Annotated in this window: 20 protein-coding genes, 1 tRNA gene and 1 pseudogene; 17 read left to right on the top strand and 5 right to left on the bottom strand. The window is 52.7% G+C overall.

The genetic code is table 11. The features are described 5' to 3' along the window. A pseudogene (locus A1355_RS04525) lies at positions 1-313 on the bottom strand (hypothetical protein); the annotation flags it as partial. Positions 314-521: 208 nt separating this feature from the next. Here A1355_RS04525 and A1355_RS04520 point away from each other — a divergent pair. Then, on the top strand, positions 522-1,088 hold the full coding sequence (locus tag A1355_RS04520; RefSeq protein ID WP_064025431.1) for a c-type cytochrome: 567 nt from the start codon (positions 522-524) through the stop codon (positions 1,086-1,088). On the opposite strand, the gene A1355_RS25030 is transcribed toward A1355_RS04520, so the two are convergent. Next, a complete protein-coding gene (locus tag A1355_RS25030) occupies positions 1,070-1,228 on the bottom strand; it encodes a hypothetical protein (protein WP_157197748.1) in 159 nt (52 codons plus the stop codon). The two genes, A1355_RS04520 and A1355_RS25030, sit on opposite strands and share 19 nt — an antisense overlap. A 153-nt stretch (positions 1,229-1,381) precedes the next feature. Between A1355_RS25030 and A1355_RS04510 the strand changes: the two genes are divergently transcribed. Next, positions 1,382-2,095 (top strand): EF-hand domain-containing protein, encoded by a 714-nt coding sequence (locus tag A1355_RS04510; RefSeq protein WP_197471716.1) that lies wholly within the window; start codon positions 1,382-1,384, stop codon positions 2,093-2,095. A gap of 137 nt (positions 2,096-2,232) precedes the next feature. On the opposite strand, the gene A1355_RS04505 is transcribed toward A1355_RS04510, so the two are convergent. After that, positions 2,233-3,780 carry a sensor histidine kinase gene (locus A1355_RS04505; protein WP_064025427.1) on the bottom strand — a complete coding sequence of 516 codons (1,548 nt, stop codon included), beginning with the start codon at positions 3,778-3,780 and terminating at the stop codon, positions 2,233-2,235. 4 nt (positions 3,781-3,784) lie between these two features. Continuing rightward, the gene (locus A1355_RS04500; RefSeq protein WP_064025425.1) at positions 3,785-4,468 is read right to left on the bottom strand and encodes a response regulator transcription factor; all 684 of its coding nucleotides are present in this window, start codon (positions 4,466-4,468) and stop codon (positions 3,785-3,787) included. 186 nt (positions 4,469-4,654) lie between these two features. Between A1355_RS04500 and A1355_RS04495 the strand changes: the two genes are divergently transcribed. From A1355_RS04495 to greA, 4 genes are all read left to right on the top strand, one after another. After that, positions 4,655-5,158 (top strand): Spy/CpxP family protein refolding chaperone, encoded by a 504-nt coding sequence (locus A1355_RS04495; protein ID WP_064025422.1) that lies wholly within the window; start codon positions 4,655-4,657, stop codon positions 5,156-5,158. Positions 5,159-5,379: 221 nt separating this feature from the next. Then, positions 5,380-6,513, top strand: coding sequence for a glutamine-hydrolyzing carbamoyl-phosphate synthase small subunit (carA, locus tag A1355_RS04490; protein WP_064025420.1), 1,134 nt, complete (start codon positions 5,380-5,382; stop codon positions 6,511-6,513). 18 nt (positions 6,514-6,531) lie between these two features. Then, positions 6,532-9,753, top strand: coding sequence for a carbamoyl-phosphate synthase large subunit (carB, locus tag A1355_RS04485; protein ID WP_064025417.1), 3,222 nt, complete (start codon positions 6,532-6,534; stop codon positions 9,751-9,753). Positions 9,754-9,773: 20 nt separating this feature from the next. Then, on the top strand, positions 9,774-10,250 hold the full coding sequence (greA, locus tag A1355_RS04480; RefSeq protein ID WP_064025414.1) for a transcription elongation factor GreA: 477 nt from the start codon (positions 9,774-9,776) through the stop codon (positions 10,248-10,250). Between the two features lie 53 nt (positions 10,251-10,303). Here greA and yhbY read toward each other — a convergent pair whose 3' ends face one another. After that, positions 10,304-10,570 carry a ribosome assembly RNA-binding protein YhbY gene (gene yhbY / locus A1355_RS04475; protein ID WP_175463738.1) on the bottom strand — a complete coding sequence of 89 codons (267 nt, stop codon included), beginning with the start codon at positions 10,568-10,570 and terminating at the stop codon, positions 10,304-10,306. A 48-nt stretch (positions 10,571-10,618) separates the two neighbouring features. Here yhbY and rlmE point away from each other — a divergent pair, with 48 nt between their 5' ends. From rlmE to A1355_RS04420, 11 genes are all read left to right on the top strand, one after another. Next, the gene (rlmE, locus tag A1355_RS04470; RefSeq protein WP_064025409.1) at positions 10,619-11,239 is read left to right on the top strand and encodes a 23S rRNA (uridine(2552)-2'-O)-methyltransferase RlmE; all 621 of its coding nucleotides are present in this window, start codon (positions 10,619-10,621) and stop codon (positions 11,237-11,239) included. Between the two features lie 117 nt (positions 11,240-11,356). Continuing rightward, complete coding sequence (gene ftsH, locus A1355_RS04465; RefSeq protein ID WP_175463748.1) at positions 11,357-13,273, top strand: ATP-dependent zinc metalloprotease FtsH; 1,917 nt, start codon at positions 11,357-11,359, stop codon at positions 13,271-13,273. Between the two features lie 72 nt (positions 13,274-13,345). Further along, positions 13,346-14,686 (top strand): phosphoglucosamine mutase, encoded by a 1,341-nt coding sequence (gene glmM, locus A1355_RS04460; RefSeq protein WP_064025407.1) that lies wholly within the window; start codon positions 13,346-13,348, stop codon positions 14,684-14,686. Positions 14,687-14,740: 54 nt separating this feature from the next. Continuing rightward, entirely contained in the window at positions 14,741-15,487 is a 747-nt protein-coding gene (gene tpiA, locus A1355_RS04455; RefSeq protein ID WP_064025405.1) for a triose-phosphate isomerase, read from the top strand. A gap of 21 nt (positions 15,488-15,508) precedes the next feature. Then, positions 15,509-15,913, top strand: coding sequence for a preprotein translocase subunit SecG (gene secG, locus A1355_RS04450; protein WP_064025402.1), 405 nt, complete (start codon positions 15,509-15,511; stop codon positions 15,911-15,913). Positions 15,914-15,935: 22 nt separating this feature from the next. Then, positions 15,936-16,020, top strand: a tRNA-Leu gene (locus tag A1355_RS04445). A 476-nt stretch (positions 16,021-16,496) separates the two neighbouring features. Next, on the top strand, positions 16,497-16,742 hold the full coding sequence (locus A1355_RS04440) for a hypothetical protein (protein WP_064025400.1): 246 nt from the start codon (positions 16,497-16,499) through the stop codon (positions 16,740-16,742). An 84-nt stretch (positions 16,743-16,826) separates the two neighbouring features. Further along, on the top strand, positions 16,827-18,368 hold the full coding sequence (locus A1355_RS04435) for a type I restriction-modification system subunit M (RefSeq protein WP_064025398.1): 1,542 nt from the start codon (positions 16,827-16,829) through the stop codon (positions 18,366-18,368). Continuing rightward, positions 18,365-19,498, top strand: coding sequence for a restriction endonuclease subunit S (locus tag A1355_RS04430; RefSeq protein WP_082885356.1), 1,134 nt, complete (start codon positions 18,365-18,367; stop codon positions 19,496-19,498). The genes A1355_RS04435 and A1355_RS04430 overlap by 4 nt, the downstream gene beginning before the upstream one ends. Then, positions 19,495-20,469, top strand: a complete 975-nt coding sequence (locus A1355_RS04425; protein ID WP_064025394.1) for a restriction endonuclease — start codon at positions 19,495-19,497, stop codon at positions 20,467-20,469. Before A1355_RS04430 ends, A1355_RS04425 begins: the two co-directional genes overlap by 4 nt. A gap of 3 nt (positions 20,470-20,472) precedes the next feature. Continuing rightward, positions 20,473-23,727 (top strand): type I restriction endonuclease subunit R, encoded by a 3,255-nt coding sequence (locus A1355_RS04420; RefSeq protein ID WP_064025391.1) that lies wholly within the window; start codon positions 20,473-20,475, stop codon positions 23,725-23,727. Positions 23,728-23,794 lie beyond the last annotated feature (67 nt).

Raw genomic sequence — 23,794 nt, 5'->3', positions numbered from 1 at the left:
TGGCGGCGGCCAGACCGTTCAGCCGCAAGCCGTAACGCATGAACGAGTTGGCAAAGCCGGGTCCGACTTGCAGGCCGATCGCATACACGAACAAAACCAAGCCGAAATCGCGCAAAAAGTGCATCACTTCCGGATTGATCGTTAATCGGTAATGGCCGAATAGTAAGCCGGAGAACAGTACGCCGGCGATGCCGAGCTGAATGCCCGCCAACGACAGCCGGCCGAGTATCAACCCGCTGGCGACGACCAGCGCGATGATCAGCAGCGTATGCGGCACCGAATCTTGTTCGATCAGAGTCAGCAGCCAGTTCATCGGCGCTCTGCTCCAATCTGGATTCGGCCGGTTTGTCGGGCAAATCGATACCTGTTGCCTAAGCGGCGCGGCCGCGCCATGCGGGCGGGTTTGCCTAGCCGGCCGAGGCTGACTATGATGGTCGCGCGCAGGGTAGCGGCAACGTCAAAAACCAATTGGGATACCATCATTTAATTCGCGAGTCCATTATCCAAACCGGGAGAAGTCTATGAAGCGATCTTACAATATCAAAATTCAATGGCTGGCGTTATTCGCCTTGTTCGCGGGGGCAGCGCAGGCCGCCGATGTCGGGGCCGGCAAGGCGAAGTCGGCCGCCTGCCAAGCGTGTCACGGGCCGGTTGGCGTGAGTAGCGGGCCGTTGTGGCCGAGCTTGGCCGGTCTGAATGCCGGTTATATTGAAGGTCAGTTGGTTAAATTTCGCTCCGGCATGCGCGATGACCCGGTCATGCGGCCGATTGCCGAGGAACTTAGCGATGCCGATATGCAAAATTTGGCCGCCTATTTTTCCAGCTTGCAAGGCAAATCGGCCGGAGGCGATCCGGCATTGGCCAAACTTGGCAAGGATAAGGCCGGCATGTGCCTGGGTTGCCACGGCAATAACGCTCAGGGCGTCGGCATGGCGCCGAAACTGGCCGGCCAGCTACCCAAATACCTAGCCAAACAATTGACCGATTTCAAGAAAGGCGCCCGTAAAGCACCGCAAATGAATGCGATGGCTCAGTCGCTTTCAGACGATGACATCAAAGCGCTGGCGGCCTATTTGGCGTCCTTGTAAGCTAGGTCCGCGCGGGGTGGCAAAGACTTGCCGGCCGGCGGCAAACCGACTTGCCGCCGGCCGGTTTTTTGTTGCAAATCGGCGAATTCATTCGATTTCGAGGCTTCTTCCTCGACATTTCTTAACCAGCTTTTACTCATCTTTACCAAAACTGTCGTCCAGAACGGCGGATTTAGGCCGATAGTTTGCACTAGCTCTAGTGCGGCGCGGCCAGACAGGCCGATTTCCGCGTTAATCGGCGGCAACCTTGGCAGGTTGCCCGGTCACTACCTAGTAAAGATGAGGATACAGCGATGAGTAGCATCAGCAGCATTAACGGTTCCAGTACGGGAGCGATGTACGGCGGCATGAAAGCCTTGCAAAAACCCGATACCGCCAAAATGGCCGAGGACTTGTTTTCCAAGCTGGACACCAAGGGCCAGGGCTATATCGAAAAGAGCGATTTGCAAGCGGCGTTGAGCAATGTGTCCGGTTCGGATTCGAGCTCGAATAGCAGCGCCGACGACCTGTTTGCTAAGTTGGATGGCGATGGCGACGGCAAGGTAACCCAATCGGAAATGCAGGCAACCCTGGAAAAATTGGCATCGGAGTTAGACGGCCCGTTTCCGAGGATGCGGATGCAAGGGCAGGGCGACATGCCGCCGCCACCGCCGGGCGGCGAGGACGATTCAGGTTTGACCAAGGATCAATTATCCAGTATGTCGGAGAAATTGAGTGCCACCGACAGCGAAGGTTCGCAAACGCTAAGCGATATAGCCGCCAACTTTGACGCCGCCGACAGCAACGGCGACGGCAAGGTCAGCGCCAGCGAGGCCAAGGCTTACGAAGACGCCAAAAACACGTCGGGGTCGGATGGCGCTTCGGCCGATTCGGCCACGACAACAGCGTCCGCTGGCACTTCCAGCCTCGACCAACAATTCATGAAACAAATGATGCAACTGATTCATGCCTATGGCGGCGGAGGCGATAGAGACCGCAATGGCGCCGGGATTTCGACGACCGCTTGAGGCATCCGCCCATGCAGGCGGCAACGCGGCGTAAAGACCGGCGCGTGCCGGCCAAGCCGCGTGCCGCCAATCGCATGGTTGATGGGCACGCAGACTGTTCGGTCGTGCTCCCGACCGAGGCCGGTTTGGTCGGTGGGTCAAGTGTGGGGGCTTGCCGGGCTTGGGGCGCCGAGCGGAAATTCCAGGATGATTTTCAAGCCGCCGCGTGGCCGGTTGACCGCATGGATGCTGCCGCGGTGGGCCGCCACGGCCCGTAATGCAATCGTCAAACCCAGGCCGGTACTGCCTGCCTTGTTGTGATTGCGGCTACGGAAAAATGGCTGAAATATCATTTCCAGTTCGGCTTCCGGCACGCCGGGGCCGTCGTCTTCGACCGAGACGGTGGCGAGCTTGCCGTCCGAGTTGAGCGCGATCGCGACCGCGCCGTCGGTACGACAATGCTGAACCGCGTTGCGGATGACGTTCTCGAAGGCGCGGTGCAGCAACTCGGCGTCGCCGCGCAACAGGATTTCGCCGCCCGCCCGGTAGACTAGGCGGATGCGGCCGGCCGCTTCCAGTTCGGCGTCGGCGACGATGTCGCCCAGCAATTCGTCGAGGTCGACGGTTTCGGTCGGTTTCGCCGACACGCCACTTTCCAAGCGCGATAGCATCAATAGCTCGCCGATCAAATCGCTCATGCGCTGCGATTCGCGTTCGATGCGCTCCAACGTGGCCGGCAATTTCGCGGGCATTTGCTGTACCAGACCGATCGCGGCCTGGATGCGGGCCAGCGGCGAGCGTAGCTCATGGGAGACGTCGTGCAACAAGCGCTGTTGAGCGTGGACTAAGTCGCCGATTTGTCCGGCCATGTGATCGAAGTCGCGGCCCAGATCGGATAATTCGTCGTGGCGATGTCCCATGCGATCGGCGATGCGGGTGTCCAGCTGGCCTTGGGCCAGCGCGGCGAACGCCGCGCGCAGGGTGCGGATCGGTTTGGCGAAGTACCAAGCCAATAGGCTGCTGAACAGCAGACCGGCCAGGGTGCCGGCGGCGATAGGCAACACCGGGGGCGGAGGCTCGCGAGACGGCGGTCCGCCGTCGCCGAATTCCGGCGGCGGACCGCCTCGATGTAGTAGACCGTCGCGCGGCGGCGGGCCTGAATCGGCAAAGTCGGGTTTTGGTCCGCGACCGTCGTGATGATTGAAGTCGGGAGGACGCGGCGGCGGATCGTCGAAAAAATGCGGTTCGCCGGCGCGTAGCAACGGTTTCAGGACGTCTGTCAGACCGAATTCGCGCGCCGGAATAAACAGCAGATACTGCCGACCATCCCCGGCGGAAATTTCTCGCAACGCGTCGGGATAAGTGCCTTTGTCGTGCAATTCGCGCGCTTGCTTCAAGACCTCCGGTGACAGCTCGCGATTCAACACGTCGCGGCCGTCGTTATCCACCGCGAAAATTGCCGGAAATCGGGTTTGGCTCAAGGCGCCGAGAAACTCGCGTAACGCGTCGGAGCCGCCGTGAGTCAGAATCCGCGCGGCGACTTCGATCAACGCCGCGCGGCGGACGTCGATCGTTTGGTTGCGCGCTTGATTCTCGGCCGCGTGTTGGGCGTTATGGCGCAACCAGACCACGCTGCCGACACCGAAGCCGGCGGTCAGCAAGGCCAGCCAGAAGGCGAAAAAAAACTTCCAGAACAAACGGTCCATCGGGTCAGGCTTTAATCATTTGATAGCCCTGGCCACGCACGGTCTGGATATAGGAGCGGCCGTCCTGTTGGGTGCCGAGTTTCTGGCGAATACTGCTCATGTGTACGTCGATGCTGCGGTCGAAGCGCGCCAGCGGCCGGCCCAGGGCTTTCTCCGACAACTCGTTTTTGCTGACGATATGGCCGACGTGGCTGGCCAGGGTTTCCAGCAAATTGAACTCGGTGCTGGTCAGTTCCAAGTCGCGCTCGAACCACAGCGCTTTGCGTTTCTCGCTCCAGATCTTCAGCGGTCCGGCAACGATAGGGCCGGATGAGGTCGCGGTATCGCGCTGGACCCGCCGCAAAATCGCACGTATCCGCGCCACCAATTCGCGGGGCGTACACGGTTTGGGGACGTAGTCGTCGGCACCGGACTCAAGGCCGATGATTCGGTCGACGTCGTCGCCCTTGGCGGTAAACATTAGAATCGGCAAACGGCTTTCGGCGCGAATTTTTGCGAGGACTTCGGTGCCTTTGATGTCGGGGAGCATGATGTCCAAGATCGCCAGTTGATACTCGCCGGACAGGGCTTTTGCCAGGCCGGTGGCGCCGTCGTTGGCAATATCCACGCCAAAGCCTTCCTGTTGCAGGTATTCGCCGAACAGCGCGGCCAGTTCGGTGTCGTCGTCGATAATCAGTACAGTGTTCATAACGGGGAATCTCTAAGCTAGACCGGTTCATGATAACGGCCGGCGTCGGCGCGCGCCAGCGTCGGATCGCCGCATTTACCTGAATTTACATCGCTCTAACGCCACTTAACTTAGCGATTGGCATACTGGATTCCGACGCCGCCCGCTAGGCGATGTCGAATTCTTAATCGATTTCGAGGAAACTCTATGAACAAACCATTTTCTTATTTAGCACTGATGTTGGCGCTACCGATCGCCGCCCAGGCTCAACCGACGTTCGGCTCCGCGCCGCGCGATTGGGCGGTCATGTACGCCAATAACGATGTTGATCCTGAATTGGAGGGGCCCGCGCACGGTGGGCGGCCGCCGCATCATCAGGCTAAACATCCCGGTGGTGAGTTGCCGCCTTATTTGGCCAAGTTGGAGCTGTCAGAGCAGCAGAAAACCGCGATTAAGGCGCTGATCAAGACTACGCTTGGCGAACCCGGCGCCAAGCGCGACGAATTTCGGGACGCGGTGCGCGAACAGCATAAACTGTCGTTTTCCAGCGAATTTTCCGAGGACGCCGCCGCGAAGTTAATCGACAATCAATTGGCCGAACAACGTCGCGCCATGCTGCAAAAAGCTAAGTTGGACAACGGTGTTTTCAAGCTGTTGACCAGCGAACAACAGCTAGCGATGTTGGCCGACATGGCCAAGCGCGATCATTGAACAGATCTGCTGATCGCTCATAGCCCAACCCTCTGGATTGGCGCTACGGCGATCGAATTCGATTGACCGTCCGCCGCATCGGGATTTTCCTCAATGCACCAAAATAGAAAATTATTAATGACCAAACTGGCATAATTTCGTAAAATTGGCCTGTTTTTATCTCTCTGGAACGGGATGAGTCGCAAGACTTATCCCGTTTTCTACATCTAAGGTGGCCAATCTTGAATAAACCTGCATTACTGGTATTGGAAGACGGGACGGTGTTTCACGGGGCGTCGATCGGCGCCGACGGTTGTTCCGTGGGGGAAGTGGTATTTAACACGGCACTGACCGGTTATCAGGAAATACTCAGCGATCCGTCCTACGCCAAACAGATCGTCACTTTGACCTATCCGCATATCGGTAACGTCGGCACCAACGCCGAAGACGACGAATCGGCCAAGGTCTACGCCAGCGGTCTGGTCGTGCGCGATTTGCCGCAATTGGCCAGCAACTGGCGCATCGAAAAAACCTTGCCGCAATACTTGCGCGAACAAAACGTCGTCGCGATCGCCGACATCGATACCCGGCAATTGACCCGTCTGCTGCGCGATAAAGGCGCGCAACGCGGTTGCATTATGGCCGGCGATGCCGTCGACATCGAGGTTGCCAAGGCCGCCATCGACGGTTTTCCAGGCTTGCAGGGTATGGATCTGGCTAAGGAAGTCACGACCGCGCGAGCCTACGAATGGACCGAGACGGTCTGGAAATTGGGCGAAGGCCACGCGCAAGCGTCGAATTTAACCAAGCACGTGGTGGCTTACGATTTCGGCGTCAAACGCAACATTCTCCGCTTGTTGGCCAGTCGCGGATGCCGGGTCACCGTCGTTCCGGCCCAAACGCCGGCCGAGCAGGTGTTGGCGATGAATCCCGACGGCGTGTTCTTGTCGAACGGCCCTGGCGATCCGGAGCCGTGCGATTACGCAATCGCCGCGATCCGAGCCATCATCGAGAAAAAATTGCCGGTGTTCGGCATCTGCCTGGGACACCAATTGCTGGCTTTGGCCAGCGGCGCTAAAACCGAGAAGATGAAATTTGGTCATCACGGCGCCAACCATCCGGTGCAGGAGTTGGCGAGCGGTCGGGTCATGATCAGCAGTCAAAACCACGGTTTCGCGGTCAGCGCCGACAGCCTGCCGGCTAACTTAAAGCCTACCTATGTGTCGTTGTTCGACGGCAGTTTGCAAGGCATTGCCCGTACCGACGTGCCGGCCTTCAGTTTTCAAGGTCATCCGGAAGCCAGCCCCGGCCCGCACGATGTCGAGTCCTTGTTCGACGTTTTTCTGGAAATGATGAACCAGCCTCGTTCCGCTTAAAGATTTCCCTAGAGTGATATGCCAAAAAGAACCGACATAAAATCGATTTTGTTACTGGGTGCCGGACCGATCGTGATCGGTCAGGCCTGCGAGTTCGACTACTCCGGTACCCAGGCCTGCAAAGCCTTGCGCGAAGAAGGCTACCGAGTGATTCTGGTCAACTCCAATCCGGCGACGATCATGACCGATCCGGACATGGCCGACGCGATTTACATCGAGCCTATCGACTGGCAAACCGTCGAGAAAATCATCGAAAAAGAGCGTCCCGACGCGGTGCTGCCGACGATGGGCGGCCAAACCGCGCTGAATTGCGCGTTGGCCTTGGACAAGCATGGCGTTCTGGCCAAATACGGCGTCGAAATGATCGGCGCCACCAAGGAAGCCATCAACAAGGCCGAGGATCGCGATCTGTTCAACCAGGCGATGCGTAAGATCGGCCTGGAAGTAGCGCGCTCGCAAGTCGCCCATAGCATGGAGGAAGCTTTCGCGGCTCAGGAAAAAGTCGGCTATCCGACCATCATCCGGCCGTCGTTTACGATGGGCGGTAGCGGCGGCGGTATCGCCTACAATCGCGAGGAATTCATTGAGATTTGCGAGCGCGGCTTGTATTTGTCGCCGACCAACGAACTGTTGATCGAAGAATCGGTTTTGGGTTGGAAAGAGTTCGAGATGGAGGTGGTCCGCGATTCCAAGGATAACTGCATCATCATTTGCTCTATCGAGAATTTCGACCCGATGGGCGTGCATACCGGCGATTCGATTACCGTCGCGCCGGCGCAAACCCTGACCGACAAGGAATATCAGATTCTGCGTAACGCTTCGCTGGCGGTATTGCGGGAGATCGGGGTCGATACCGGCGGTTCCAACGTGCAGTTCGCGATCAACCCCGACAATGGTCGTTTGATTGTCATCGAGATGAATCCGCGCGTGTCGCGCTCGTCGGCATTGGCTTCCAAAGCCACCGGCTTTCCGATTGCCAAGGTTGCCGCCAAATTGGCGGTCGGTTTTACGTTGGACGAACTCAAAAACGAGATCACCGGCGGTAAGACGCCGGCGTCGTTCGAGCCGACTATCGACTACGTCGTCACGAAAGTACCGCGCTTTGCGTTCGAAAAGTTTCCGCAAGCCAACGATCGGTTGACCACTCAGATGAAATCGGTCGGCGAGGTGATGGCGATAGGCCGCACCTTTCAGGAATCGCTGCAAAAAGCCTTGCGCGGCTTGGAAGTCGGAGTTGACGGTCTCGACGAAATTGCCGATCTTGGCGACGCTAACAGCGAAGACATCATCCTGCGGGAATTGCGCTATCCCGGCCCGCAACGCTTATGGTATTTGGCCGACGCTTTTCGGAGCGGTTTGAGCTTCCAAGAAATTCATCAAGCATCGAAAATCGACCCTTGGTTCCTGGCGCAAGTCGAGGATTTGATCAATACCGAAAAAACCTTGGCCACCAAAACCCTGGCGACTCTGGAGCCCGGCGAATTGCTACGGCTCAAACGCAAGGGGTTTTCCGACAAACGATTGGCGAAGCTGCTGGAAACCAAGGAATCGGAAGTGCGCAACGTGCGTCACAAGAAAGGGGTGCGTCCGGTCTACAAGCGCATCGATTCCTGCGCGGCTGAATTTGCATCGGATACCGCCTACCTGTATTCGACTTACGAACAAGAGTGCGAGGCGAATCCATCCTCCAGGGAAAAAATCGTTATTTTGGGCGGCGGTCCTAACCGGATCGGGCAGGGTATTGAATTCGACTATTGTTGTGTACATGCGGCGCTGGCCCTGCGGGAAGACGGTTACGAAACCATCATGATCAACTGCAATCCGGAGACGGTATCCACCGACTTCGATACGTCGGATCGCTTGTATTTCGAGCCGCTAACGCTGGAGGACGTGCTGGAAATCATCGATCTGGAAAAACCCAAGGGCGTCATCGTCCAATATGGCGGGCAAACCCCGCTGAAACTGGCGCGAGCGTTGGAAGCGGCCGGCGCGCCGATTATCGGTACTTCGCCTGATTCAATTGATTTGGCCGAAGATCGCGAACGCTTCCAGAAGTTGCTGGAACGCTTGAATTTGCTGCAGCCGCCCAATGCTACCGCCCGTTCGGTCGAACAGGCCGTCGCGTCGGCGAAGGAAATCGGCTACCCGTTGGTGGTAAGGCCGTCCTACGTATTGGGCGGTCGGGCGATGGAAATCGTGTTCAACGAGGAAGGCCTGCGCCGTTACATGAAAGAAGCGGTTAGCGTTTCCAACGATTCGCCGGTGTTGCTGGATAGATTTTTGGACGATGCCGTGGAAATGGATGTCGACGCGATTTACGACGGCGAAACCGTTCTGATCGGCGGCTTGATGGAGCATATCGAGCAAGCGGGCGTGCATTCCGGCGATTCGGCCTGTTCTTTGCCGCCTTACGATTTGCCGCTGCATATCCAGGATCAGTTGCGGGCGCAGGTTGCGAAAATGGCCGAAGCGTTAGGCGTTCGCGGCTTGATGAATACGCAGTTTGCGATTCAAGGCGAGACCATCTTTGTGCTGGAGGTCAATCCGCGTGCTTCGCGGACCGCGCCGTTCGTGTCCAAGGCGACCGGCTATCCATTGGCGAAAATCGCAGCGCGCTGCATGGCCGGTAAATCCTTGAAGGAGCAGGGCGTTACCGAAGAGCGTATTCCCGAATATTTCTCGGTCAAGGAAGCGGTGTTTCCCTTCATTAAATTCCCCGGCGTAGACCCGTTGTTGGGGCCGGAGATGAAGTCTACCGGCGAGGTAATGGGCGTCGGCAAGACCTTTGGAGAAGCCTTCGCCAAGTCGCAAAGGGCTTCAGGCGTGGATTTGAGCCATAGTGGTAAGGTGCTGATCAGTATCCGCGACGCCGACAAGGCAAAATTGCCGGAATTGGCGCGCATGTTGATCGCCAAGAACTACGAGATCGTCGCGACGCGCGGTACCGCGCGGGTTCTGAGGGAAGCCGGCATCGCCTGCCAGGAAGTGTTCAAGGTGAACGAAGGCCGGCCGCATACCGTGGATATGATTAAAAACGGAGAAATCCAATTAGTCGTCAATACCACCGAAGGGGTCAAGGCGGTGGCGGATTCGTTCACGATGCGCCGTGAGGCCTTGCAGCGCAGGGTCACCTATTACACGACGATGGCCGGCGCTCGCGCCGCGTGCTACGCCTTGGGCGAACTCGAAGCCGGCGATGTTAATTGCCTGCGGGATTTACATCAAACCTTTAACGGATGAATTGAAGAGGGGAAGAGGAAATGCAGAAATTTCCGTTGACCGTGGTCGGCGCCAATAAATTGCGCGCCGAACTGGAAGAGTTGAAAACCGTGGTTCGACCGCGCATTATTCAGGCGATAGCCGAAGCGCGCGAGCACGGCGATTTGAAGGAGAACGCCGAATATCATGCCGCGCGCGAACAGCAAAGTTTTGCCGAGGGCCGAATTGCCGAGATCGAAGGCAAGTTGTCGAATGCCAATATTATCGATGTGACCAAAACCGATGCCAACGGAAAGGTGGTGTTCGGCGCTACCGTCGAAATCGAGGATACCGGTTCCGGTAAGGTGGTTGTCTATCAAATCGTCGGCGAGGACGAAGCTAATATTAAGGAAGGGCGAATTTCGGTCGGTTCGCCGATAGCCAGGGCTTTGATCGGCAAGGAAGTCGAGGATGTAGTAGTCGTCAAGGCGCCGGGCGGCGATATCGAGTACGAAATTATTTCAGTAAAGTATATTTAGCCGGCGTTCGCCGTTGAGAGGGGCTGGCTTTCTCAACGGCTGCTAGGTCGCTGTTACTTCTTAGGATTGGGCCTGAACAACACCGCGATTTGGCCTATCGATTGCACCAGTTCGGCACCGGTTTCCCCACAGATTTGTTCGCTGATCGCGGCGCGATCGTCTCTTTCGGCGCGGATTTTGACTTTAATCAGTTCGTGGGCGAGTAGCGCTTGATCGACTTCTTTCACTACGGCGGGCGTCAAGCCGGCTTGTCCGACCATCACTACCGGGTTGAGGGCGTGCGCCTGGGCTTTCAATTGTTTTTTTTGGATCGGATTCACTCTGTTTCCTTCTGTGGTATTTCCGCAAATTTTACATGAATCGGGCATATGGCACGCAGCAAAAGTAGTCATCAATGGATGCAGGAACATTTTCAAGACGAGTATGTCAAGAAGGCCCAAGCTTTGGGATATCGTTCCCGTGCCGTCTTCAAACTGATTGAAATTCAAGAAAAGGACAAGATTTTACGGCCGGGAATGAATGTCGTCGATTTGGGCGCCGCTCCCGGCGGCTGGTCGGAGTACGCTCGCAAGATGCTGGCGAAAAGCGACAAGGTGGTCGCGCTGGATTTACTCGCCATCGAGCCGATTGCCGGCGTTGACTTTATCGAAGGCGATTTTCGCGAGGACGAGGTGTTGCAACAACTTTATCAAGTGCTCGATGGTCGACCGGTACACTTGTTATTGTCGGATATGGCCCCCAATATGAGTGGTAGCCGGGAAACCGATCAACCGCGGGCCATCTACTTAGGCGAGCTGGCATTGGATGCCGCCGAGCAGTTTCTAATCCAAGGCGGGACCTTTTTAATAAAAATGTTTCAAGGCGCTGGTTTCGACGAGTACTATAATCAGGTGCGGCTACGCTTCAACAGCGTGGCAATCCGTAAGCCGAAAGCGTCGCGACCCAGGAGTAACGAGGTCTATATCCTGGCGAAAGGATTTAAAAAATAAGGAAAGTCCCCGCCGATCGAGCTATGATGGGCGGCGAGCTACGAGTATACCTGATACAATTACTCGGTTTATAAACGTTTGGAGCCATTCCTGGCCGGAGCGCGTACTTTGAGCGATATGATTAAAAATTTGGTTTTGTGGGTGGTTATCGCCGTTGTATTGATGGCCGTATTCAACAATTTCGGCGCGCGCTCGGCGCGTAGCGATTCGAACTTGTCGTATTCGCAGCTGATTGATGCGGTAAAAGCCGGACAAGTCCAGCAAGTAGTGATAGCCGACAACACGGTTAAGGGACGGATGCAGACCGGCGATAAGTTCAAGACTTATATGCCCAACGATCCGCATTTGATCGATGATCTGTTGGGCAACGGCGTCGAAATCAATGTGCAGCCCCCCGAAGAACCTTCGATGCTAATGCAGGTGTTCGTGTCTTTTGGACCCATCCTTCTGTTGATTGCGGTTTGGGTGTTCTTCATGCGCCAGATGCAAGGCGGCGGAGTCGGTGGCCGCGGCGGTGCGATGGGCTTTGGTAAGAGCAAGGCCCGCATGCTGGATCAAGACCAGAACAAGGTGACCTTCGCCGACGTTGCCGGGTGCGACGAGGCCAAGGAAGAAGTTCAGGAAATGGTCGACTTCTTGAAAGATCCCGCCAAATATCAACGTCTCGGCGGTAAAGTACCGCGCGGCGCATTGATGGTCGGACCTCCGGGTACCGGTAAGACCTTGCTGGCTCGTGCGATTGCCGGCGAAGCCAAAGTGCCGTTCTTCACGATTTCCGGTTCGGATTTCGTTGAGATGTTTGTCGGTGTCGGTGCTTCTCGGGTCAGGGATATGTTCGATCAAGCCAAGAAACATGCGCCTTGCATCATTTTCATAGACGAAATCGATGCGGTTGGCCGTTCCCGCGGTGCCGGTTTGGGTGGCGGTAACGACGAGCGCGAACAAACCTTAAACCAGTTGCTGGTCGAAATGGACGGTTTCGAGGGGCACGAGGGTATTATTGTCATCGCGGCCACCAACCGTGCCGACGTCCTCGATAAAGCATTGTTGCGTCCCGGTCGTTTCGACCGTCAAGTGGTCGTCGGTTTGCCCGATGTCAAAGGCCGCGAACAGATTCTGAATGTACATTTGAAGAAAGTGCCGGCCGCCGAAGATGTCAAGATCAAATACATCGCGCAAGGCACGCCAGGGTTTTCCGGGGCTGATTTGGCTAACTTGGTCAACGAAGCGGCTTTGTTCGCGGCGCGTTTGAACAAGCGTCTGGTCAGCATGATGGACTTGGAAAAAGCCAAGGACAAATTGATCATGGGCGCCGAGCGGCGCTCGATGGTAATGGACGAGAAAGAAAAGAAAATGACTGCCTACCACGAAGCCGGTCATGCGATTGTCGGCCGCTTGGTTCCGGAGCACGACCCGGTGTACAAAGTCAGTATCATGCCGCGCGGACGCGCATTGGGCGTGACGATGTTCTTGCCGGAGCGCGACCAATACAGTGCCAGCAAATGCAAGTTGGACAGCATGATCTCCAGTTTATATGGCGGTCGGATTGCCGAAGAACTGATTTTTGGCTGGGAACAGGTGTCGACCGGTGCGTCCAACGACATCGAGAGAGCGACCGAGTTGGCCCGCAATATGGTTACCAAATGGGGCTTGTCGCAGCGCTTGGGGCCGTTAGCATACAGTGAGGAAGAAGGCGAGATTTTTCTGGGTCGTTCGGTGACTCAACATAAGTCCGTCGCGGAAGAAACCTCCCATACGATAGACGAGGAAATTCGCTCCATCATCGACCGCAATTACGAGCGTGCCGAGAAGATCTTGAAGGATAATATGGATATCCTGCACGCGATGGCCGACGCGTTGATGAAATACGAAACGATCGACAAATATCAAATCGACGACTTGATGGAAAGACGGCCGGTACGGGAGCCAAAGGGTTGGGACGATACTCCGTCCTCCAACACCGACGCGCAAACCGGCCCTTGGGATCAAAAAACGCCCGATTCTTCGATCGGCGGCGCCGCAGAACAAGGCTAAGTAATTTTCGGCAAAACCAAGAGAGGCTTCGGCCTCTCTTTTTTTTGGTCATATCAAGGTAGAACTAGCACTATGGCAAAAAAATATTTCGGAACCGATGGCATCAGGGGCAAGGTGGGCGAGCCGCCGATTACCGCGGATTTTTTACTCAAGTTAGGTTGGGCCGCCGGTAAGGTGTTTGCCAAGGAGAGCAATGGATTCGTATTGGTGGGTAAAGATACCCGGATCTCGGGTTATATGTTCGAATCGGCGCTGGAAGCCGGTTTGTCCGCCGCAGGCGTCGATACTCGCTTATTAGGGCCCATGCCGACGCCGGGAATCGCTTACCTGACTCGAACCTTTCGTGCCAGCGCCGGCATCGTTATCAGCGCCTCGCACAATCCCTACTACGATAATGGCATTAAGTTCTTCTCGGTTGACGGTACCAAGTTGCCGGACGATGTAGAACAGCAGATTGAGCAATATCTCGACATGCCGATGACAACCGTGGAGTCGTCTAGATTAGGTAAGGCCAAGCGGGTCAACGACGCGGCCGGCCGGTATATCGAGTTTTGCAAGGCCTCGGTGCCGGCTCATCTGGACTTCAAGGGCATTCGTATTGTGATCGACTGTGCGAACGGCGCCACCTATCACATCGCGCCGCATGTTTTCAGTGAGTTGGGTGCGGAAGTCGTAACGATCGCCGCCGAGCCGGACGGCTTGAACATCAACGACGAATGCGGCGCCACCAAGCCGGAACTGTTGGCAGCCAAAGTCATGGAGTTTCGCGCCGATGTCGGAATTGCCTTGGACGGCGACGGCGATCGCATCATCATGGTCGACCACAAGGGCGAAATCGTCGATGGCGACGAATTAATTTATATCATCGCCCGTTCCCGTCAGGCTGAAGGTAAATTGGTCGGTCCAGTGGTAGGTACCCTGATGTCCAATCTTGGCATGGAGCACGCGCTAAAATCCGTGGGCGTGCCGCTGCTCCGCGCCAAAGTCGGCGACCGCTACGTCATGGAAATGCTGACCGAAAATAAGGGTATGCTGGGGGGAGAAGGTTCCGGCCACATCATTTGTCTGGATAAGACCACGACCGGCGACGGTATCGTCTCGGCGTTGCAAGTACTGGCGGAAATGCAGAAGTCGGGCCAGAACTTGCATGAACTCAAATCCGGCATGAAAAAGTACCCGCAGGTTTTGATCAATGTCAAAACCGATAAAAAAGTCAAAATCGATGAAATTGCCAGCCTGAAACAGGCCGTCGAAAACGTGGAAAAGAAGCTCGGGGAAAAAGGCCGGGTATTGCTGCGATCTTCGGGAACGGAGCCGCTAATTCGTGTGATGGTCGAAGGCGTGGACGAAGACGACGTCAATAAATATGCCAATCAATTGGCGAGCGACGTCAAGAAAGCCATCCCGGCTTGAACAAAAACACGTTAGTCGATATTATATGCGGTCTTATTTAGCTCGGAGGAAGTAATGCGTCGGTCTTTGATTATGGGAAATTGGAAAATGAACGGCACTAGGGAAGACGGCCAAAAACTCGCGAAAGCCTTGGCCGACGGCTTGGGCGATGTCGCGCAGGAAATCGCGGTCTGCGTCCCGTTCGTTTACTTATCCGATATCCGCGCAACTTTGGCAGGTTCACCCATCGCTCTGGGTGCCCAAAACGTTGCCGACCAAGCCTCCGGCGCCTACACCGGCGAAGTATCGGCGGCGATGCTGGCCGAATGCGGCGTTAAGTACGCGCTGGTCGGCCACTCCGAACGGCGTAGTTATTACGGCGACAGCAACGAGTCGGTTGCCAAGCGTTTTTGTCAGGCATTGAGCCAAAACGTTCTGCCGGTACTCTGCGTCGGCGAAACGCTGGAAGAGCGCGAGCAAGACAGAACCTTCCAAGTCGTCGACGAACAGCTTGATGCCGTCATCGCCGCCGCCGGCATCGAAGCATTCGAGCGAGCCGTTATCGCTTATGAGCCGGTTTGGGCCATCGGTACCGGTAAAGTCGCCAGCGACGAGCAAGCCCAGGAAGTTCACCAATATATTCGGAAACGGATTGCCGATAGAAGCCCGGCCATTGCCGAGAAAGTGCAAATTCTGTACGGCGGCAGTGTTAAGCCGGACAACGCGAAAGGCTTATTTGCAATGCCCGACATCGACGGCGGTTTGGTGGGCGGCGCATCGCTGGATGCCAAAGGCTTCCTGCAAATCTGCCATTCGGTCTAGTCCAACCCTTTAAAGGTTTTTATGTTGTACCAAATTATAATAATTATTCATATATTTCTGGGAATAGGCATCGTCGGTTTGGTGCTGATGCAGCACGGTAAAGGTGCCGATGCCGGTGCCGCCTTCGGTAGCGGTGCATCGGGCTCTGTCTTTGGTGCTCAAGGCTCCGCATCGTTTTTATCCAGGACCACCGCGATATTCGCGACCTTGTTTTTCATGACCAGTTTGGGTTTGGCCGCGTTAAGCGGTTATCAAGGCAAAAAAACCGACGTGATGGACGTAGCGCCTGTCGCAGCGCCGGTTAAATCGGACGTGCCTCTGTCGCAAGTCGCCCCTGGCTCCGATAGCGCTCCTGTCGTCGATGGCAAATTGCCGGAAGCGCCGGCAATCAAAGAGGTTGAGAAGCCGGCCGGAGCCGCTCAATAAAAGGCTTGGCACTTAAAGTTATGCCGACGTGGTGAAATTGGTAGACACGCCATCTTGAGGGGGTGGTGACGCAAGTCGTGCCGGTTCAAGTCCGGCCGTCGGTACCAAATTAGGGTTTGAAGAAGCCCAAAGAAGTACAGAAACCCGCAAGTTATAAGGCTTAGCGGGTTTTTTATTGTCCGAAGCAATCCGGGTGGGTTCGCCTAAATCCGAGCAAATACGCCACGCTGAGAGCCACCTCAAGATATTCAGCGCGAAGTAAAAACGCTTTCTCCCGACAGAGCAGGGGAATGAACACCTCAATTTCGGCTAAGCCGTTCGCAGAGCGGAGTCGAAGCGAAAGCGCTGGCTTCGGCTCCGCTCAGCCAACGCCTTATTTCAGCTCCGCTCAGCCAACGTCCTATTTCAGCTCCACTCGGCCAATGCCTTATTTCGGCTCCACTCGGCCAATGCCTTATTTCGACTCTGCTCAGCCAACTTCGTACATCGACTGTATCCTTGCATTCCTGAGTGCCGCGTAACCTGATACTCAAGTCGCGTTCGGATCAACAGTCGTCAGGATATTACCAGTCCGACGACGGCCATGGAGAAACAGGCGACCCGTCTCGCTGTCGGTATCCATGCGCTGAAGATGCTGGGTTTGTTCGTGCTGCGACCGGTGAGCATGTTGAGGCCGTCCATGCTTCGACATTGCTCTCAAGAAACCGCTCAAGATGGCATCGCCCATTTATCGGATAATGCCGCTTACGCAGACATGACCACCACGCCGATTAGCGACCACGCCAACAATACGCAGCATGATGATCAACGTTGCATTATTATCGTTTAGCGTAACTGGCGGAGATCGGTATACGATTGACTAAACTAAATATTACTTGCAGGCAGCAAGCGTTAGAAATAATAAGGAACCCGCATGGCCAAAGCCCCAAAAGTCGTCAAAGAAGAACCGCTGGAAACTCAACTCTGGAAAGCCGCCGATAAGCTCCGTAAAAACATAGATGCAGCAGAATACAAGCACGTCGTTCTCGGGCTGATTTTTCTCAAATACATTTCAGATGCGTTTGAAGAACATTTTGCCAAGCTGCAAGCAGGTGAAGGCGAATACGCCGGTGCTGATCCGGAAGATAAAGACGAATACCAAGCGGAAAACATTTTCTTTGTTCCAGCAGAAGCGCGTTGGTCGTTTTTATTAGCCAAAGCCAAACAGCCGGATATTGGCACCTTTGTTGATGGTGCGATGGATGCGATTGAAAAAGAAAATCCATCATTAAAAGGTGTATTACCCAAAGTCTTTGCCCGACAAAATCTTGATCCTACCTGCTTAGGCGGTTTGATAGATTTGGTCGGTAACATTGCGCTAGGCGATGCTAAAGCCCGTAGTGCTGATGTGCTAGGTCATGTGTTTGAATATTTTCTCGGCGAATTCGCGCTGGCGGAAGGCAAACAAGGCGGTCAGTTCTATACACCGCGCAGTATCGTGGAGTTATTAGTGGCGATGTTGGAACCGTATAAAGGTCGCGTGTTTGATCCTTGTTGCGGTTCCGGCGGTATGTTCGTGCAATCAGAAAAGTTTGTTGAAGAGCATCAAGGCCGTATCAACGACATTTCCATCTATGGACAGGAAAGCAATCAAACCACTTGGCGACTGGCGAAAATGAATCTGGCGATTCGCGGTATAGACAGTTCGCAAGTCAAATGGAACAACGAAGGGTCGTTTCTGAATGACGCCCATAAAGACTTAAAAGCGGATTTCATTATTGCCAATCCACCGTTCAACGTCAGCGATTGGAGCGGTGAACTGTTGCGTACTGATGGCCGTTGGCAATACGGCACACCACCTGCGGGTAATGCGAACTTTGCTTGGCTACAACATTTTATCTATCACTTGTCACCGATGGGTAAAGCCGGAGTGGTGTTAGCCAAAGGCGCATTGACCAGTAAAACTAGTGGTGAAGGCGAAATCCGTGAAAACCTGATTGCGGATGGCAACTTGATAGATTGCATCGTCAATTGTCCAGCCAAGCTGTTTTTGAATACGCAAATTCCAGCCGCGTTATGGTTTATGAACCGAGCCCGTAACAACGGACAACATCCACGTAAAAACGAAATTCTGTTTATAGATGCTCGTAACTTGGGTCATTTGATCAACCGTCGTACACGTGAACTCTCGCATCAGGACATTCAGCAAATTGCCGATACTTATCATGCTTGGCGTACTGGTGAAGGCCATTACGAAGATGTGAAGGGCTTTTGTGCGTCAGTATCAGTAGAGCGCGTCGCAGAACTGGATTACGTTTTAACGCCCGGTCGCTATGTTGGCCTGCCGGATGAAGAAGATGATTTTAATTTTGCTGAACGCTTTGCAGCTTTGAAGGCTGAGTTTGAAGCGCAGTTGTTGGAAGAAGCTCAACTCAATCAAGCTATTGCTGAAAATTTGGCGAAGGTAAAGATATGAGTGAGTGGCTAGAAATGATACTAAAGGATTTAGTAGCTTTTGTTGTTGATAACCGAGGCAAGACACCGCCCGTATCTAGTTTTGGTTATGAATTATTAGAGGTTAATGCAATTTCTAGCGATAGGCGAACACCTGATTATTCAAAAGTAAGAAAATTCGTCTCAGAAGAGACGTATAACAGTTGGTTTCGCAAAGGACACCCAGAACCTGGTGATATATTAGTTCCAACTGTAGGCACAATAGGTAATGTTGCTTTGGTACAAGAAAGTCGTGGAGCTATAGCCCAGAACCTAATTGGATTAAGATTTAAAAAAAATGTAGACAGTCGTTTTATCTATTACTATTTATCCAGCCCAATTGGCAAGGATTTAATGATAAGTTTTGATATTGGTGGAGTTCAGCCCAGTATCAAAGTACCGCATCTGCTGGACATGAAAATATCACTTCCACCTTTGTCGGAACAGCAATCCATCGGAGCCATACTCAGTTGCCTTGATGACAAAATTGACTTGTTGCACCGGCAAAATAAAACCCTTGAAGCCATGGCGGAAACGTTGTTTCGGCAGTGGTTTATTGAAGAGGCGCAGGAAGATTGGGAAGAAGGGAAAGTTGAGGATCTATTTGTTTTGCAAAGAGGTTATGACTTGCCCATTCAAAATAGAGTTGATGGTAAATACCCAATATTTGCAGCCAGCGGCTTTAGTGGTGGACATGCTGAATACAAAGTAACAGCTCCTGGCGTCACGACAGGACGAAGTGGTTTGATAGGAAAGGTCTATTTTATTCAGGATGATTTTTGGCCATTGAATACCTCTCTGTACATTAAAGAATTTAAAAAAGGTACACCATTGTTTTCGTATTTCTTCCTGAAAACTATGGACCTTGAATCTTTCAACGCGGGTTCTGCTGTTCCAACACTGAATAGAAATCATGTACATGAATCTTCAATTTCAATTCCGCCTGATAAACTTATCAAAGAGTTTGAATTTCATATGATGCCGAATTTTAAAAAATTGAGGGCAAATGAAATTCAAATACGCACCCTAGAAAAACTCCGCGATAACTTGTTGCCAAAACTCATGAGCGGTGAAGTACGAGTATCCTATGAACAAGGAGAGTTTGCATCATGACCAATATTTTTTGTGTACGTGCGGAATTCGGTACATACACTCAACACTTTTTAAATGGCAAATATGCTGCTATTGGATGGCTACCCAATAATGATTTGTCATCAGTTGCTACCAAAGAAGAACTGTATCCTTTATACAAATCAGCCTATCCCAACGACATAAGCAATGTGGTGATTGGTCAACAAGTGGGGCAAATTTCCCGATTTCTGTTTGACATTGCCGAAGGCGATTATGTGATTGTTCCGGACTCGAATACCGACTTGTTGTATTACGGTATTGTGCAAGCCTCTCCTTATCAGTACGTTAAACAACCTAGCGATAGCTGCCCATATTGCCATCGTCTAAACATTGATTGGAATGTTAAGCCCGTGCGTAGAAGCGAATTTACCGTACCGTTTCAAAACACTATGCGTTCGTCGCTGACGGTATTCAAGGTCAATCACAGTACCAATTTCTTTTCCGTCATTGGGCGTCATGATCTGGTTCCTGCGATTGAACAAAAAGTTGAAACCACTTATTACGAAGCCGTGCTTGAGCGCATATTAAGTTTGGATGCGAGGGAGTTTGAGATTTTAATCACTCACATCTTAACCGCGCTAGGTTTTGAAGGTTCTGAACATACCGGCAAAGTGGCTGATGGTGGTGTAGATGCGACGGGTGAATTGAATGTCGCGAACATGGCAAAAATAAAGTTATTCGTGCAAGCCAAGCGTTACCAACGCGGTAATAAAATTGACGCCAATACTGTCAAGCAGCTCAGAGCGAATATTCCAGCAGGCGGACAAGGTGCGTTTATAACAACCGCTGATTTTCAGAAAAAAGCCTTTGATGTGGCATTGGAGCCTGGATTTCCAAGGATAGGCTTGATCAACGGTGAACAGCTAGTAGACATATTGGCGGAGCACTGGGCAAAAATCCCCGACGACTTTCAGGAGAAACTAAATCTCAAAATTGGACTGGTATCGGGATAAGAAATGACCAAACTCACTGAATCCGCCATTGAAGAGCTTGCCCTTGATCTGTTCCAACAGCTTGGCTATAGCTATCTTTATGGCCCTGATATTGCGCCTGACGGTGAGCATCAAGAACGGCAGCATTACGATGAAGTATTGTTAGTTGGTCGTTTGGAGGCGGCGTTAAAGCGGATAAATCCGACTGTCTCGCACGACGTACTACAAGCTGCGTTAAAAGATGTGCAACGCGTCCACTCACCCGATTTGTTGGCGAATAACGAAACTTTCCATCGTTTGCTGACCGAAGGCGTCAAAGTCAGTTATCAGCATGAAGGTGCTGAGCGTGGCGGACTGGTGTCGTTGATAGATTTTGCCAATCCTGACAACAATGACTTTGTCGTCGTCAACCAGTTTACGGTTATTGAGAACCATCAGAACAAGCGACCTGATTTGCTGTTGTTTGTAAACGGCATACCGCTGGTCATCATTGAGTTAAAAAACGCGACCGACGAAAACGCGACGATCAAGTCAGCCTATAAGCAGCTGGATACCTATAAGCACACCATTCCCTGTCTATTTACCTCCAATGCGCTGTTAGTCATTACCGACGGTTTGGAAGCGAAAGCCGGTTCCTTGTCAGCCGGTTATTCGCGCTTCATGGCCTGGAAAACGGCGGATGGCAAAGTGGAAGCGTCGCATTTAGTCAGTCAGTTGGAAACGCTGATTAAAGGCATGTTGAACAAAACCACGTTGCTGGATTTGCTGCGTCACTTCATTGTCTTTGAAAAGAGCATACGGGAAGACAAGGTGAATGGCGCAGCCAGAGAAGGCACCCTGGGGTGTCCCGATACCGGCATCATCAGTATTCACACCGTCAAAAAAGTGGCCGCCTATCATCAGTATTACGCGGTAAATGCTGCTGTCGCCTCTACCTTACGCGCTGCGGATATGGGAGAAGTGTTACTGGTTCAGGAAAATCCCGCAAGTTATGGTTTACCGGGTGTCACGCAACAACCGCGCGGCGATAAAAAAGCCGGTGTGGTTTGGCATACGCAGGGTTCCGGTAAATCTCTATCTATGGTGTTTTACACCGGCAAAATCGTGTTGACGATGGATAATCCAACGGTGCTGGTCATTACTGATCGTAATGATTTGGACGACCAGTTGTTTGATACCTTTGCGTCGTCCAGTCAGTTATTACGGCAAGACCCGATACAAGCAGATAGTCGCCAGCAACTAAAAGAGTTGTTGCGCGTTGGTTCCGGTGGCGTAGTGTTTTCTACTATCCAAAAATTCCAGCCTGATGAAGGCAATGTCTACGAGCAATTATCAGACAGACGCAATATCGTGGTGATTGCGGATGAAGCTCATCGTACTCAATATGGATTTAGCGCTAAAACCATCGCTGAGAAAGATCAAGACGGTAACGAAATTGGCAGCAAGGTGGTGTATGGCTTTGCCAAGTATTTGCGTGATGCGTTACCGAATGCCACGTATCTAGGTTTTACCGGTACACCCATTGAAAAAACCGATGTCAATACGCCGGCTGTGTTTGGCAATTATGTTGATATTTACGATATTGCTCAGGCGGTTGAAGACGGTTCCACGGTGCGGATTTATTACGAAAGCCGTTTAGCGAAAGTGGGACTGAGTGAGGAAGGCAAAAAGCTGATCGCGGAATTGGATGAAGAGTTGGATCAAAACGATCTGACAGACACCCAAAAAGCCAAAGCGAAATGGACCAAGATGGAGGCGTTGATTGGCAGCAGTCAACGCATCAAAAATTTAGCGAAGGATATTGTCAGTCACTTTGAAGCACGGCAGGAAGTGTTTGCCGGTAAAGGTATGATCGTTTCCATGTCGCGGCGGATTGCAGCGGAACTCTATCAAGAAATCATCCTGCTTAAACCGGAATGGCATTCCGATGATTTGAACAAGGGCGTGATTAAAGTCGTCATGACGGCTGCGTCCAGTGATGGCCCCGACTTAGCGAAACATCACACCACCAAACAGCAGCGCAAACAATTAGCAGAACGCATGAAAGATGATGACGATGAATTAAAACTCGTCATCGTTCGCGATATGTGGCTGACAGGCTTTGACGCACCTAGCTTACACACGCTGTACATTGACAAACCCATGAAAGGCCACAATTTGATGCAAGCGATTGCACGGGTCAATCGGGTTTATAAAGATAAACCGGGTGGTTTGATTGTTGACTATTTAGGTATCGCCGCTGATCTAAAAGAAGCTTTGTCGTTTTATTCGGATGCGGGTGGTAAAGGTGATCCGACCTTAGCGCAAGAGCAAGCGGTACATCTGATGTTGGAGAAATTGGAAGTGGTGTCCGGCATGTATCACGGTTTTGCTTATGAGCATTACTTTGATGTGGATACCTCGCAAAAACTGTCGTTGATACTGGCTGCTGAAGAGCATGTGCTGGGTTTGGATGATGGTCGTAAACGCTATATCAACGAAGTTACTGCTCTATCTCAAGCCTTTGCTATCGCTATTCCTCATGAGCAAGCGATGGACGTAAAAGATGAAGTGGCGTTTTTTCAAGCCGTTAAAGCCAGACTGGCCAAGTTTGATGGCACAGGTGAAGGCCTCAGTAATGATGAAATTGAAACGACAATACGCCAAGTCATAGATCAAGCTTTAGTTTCCGAACACGTTGTAGACATTTTTGATGCGGCAGGCATTAAGAAGCCGGACATATCCATTTTGTCTGATGAGTTTTTGGAAGAGCTAAAAAATCACCAGCATAAAAACGTCGCATTGGAAGTATTGAAAAAGCTGCTGAACGACGAAATTAAAGCCCGTGCTAAAAAGAACTTGATTCAAAGCCGTTCGCTGATGGAAATGCTGGAAACATCCATCAAGAAATATCAAAACAAAATTCTTACTGCTGCTGAAGTCATTGAAGAGCTGATTAAAATCAGTAAAGAAATCGTCGCTTCAGATGACAATGCCAAAAACATGGGCCTGACGGATTTTGAATATGCCTTTTATACCGCTGTTGCCAATAACGACAGTGCTAGAGAGCTGATGCAGCATGAGCAGCTGTGGGAGTTAGCGGTGGTGCTGACACAACGAGTGAGAGAAAACGCCTCGATTGACTGGCCGATTAAAGAAAGCGTCAGAGCAAAATTAAAAGTTATCGTCAGGCGTACTTTGCGACTATATGGCTATCCGCCGGATATGCAATTGTTGGCTACAGAAACAGTGTTGAAACAGGCTGAGATAATTGCAAGTGAGTTGGCTGCTGAATCCTAAAATGACAAATAACTAAGCGATGGAAACGGAAAAGGGCAAACTGGTTCGTTGGGTAGAAGAAAGAGGC

The organism is Methylomonas koyamae (assembly GCF_001644025.1).
Lineage (GTDB): Bacteria > Pseudomonadota > Gammaproteobacteria > Methylococcales > Methylomonadaceae > Methylomonas > Methylomonas koyamae_A.
The sequence above is the reverse complement of the archived record's forward strand: the minus strand, read 5'-3'. Positions and strand labels throughout refer to the sequence as shown.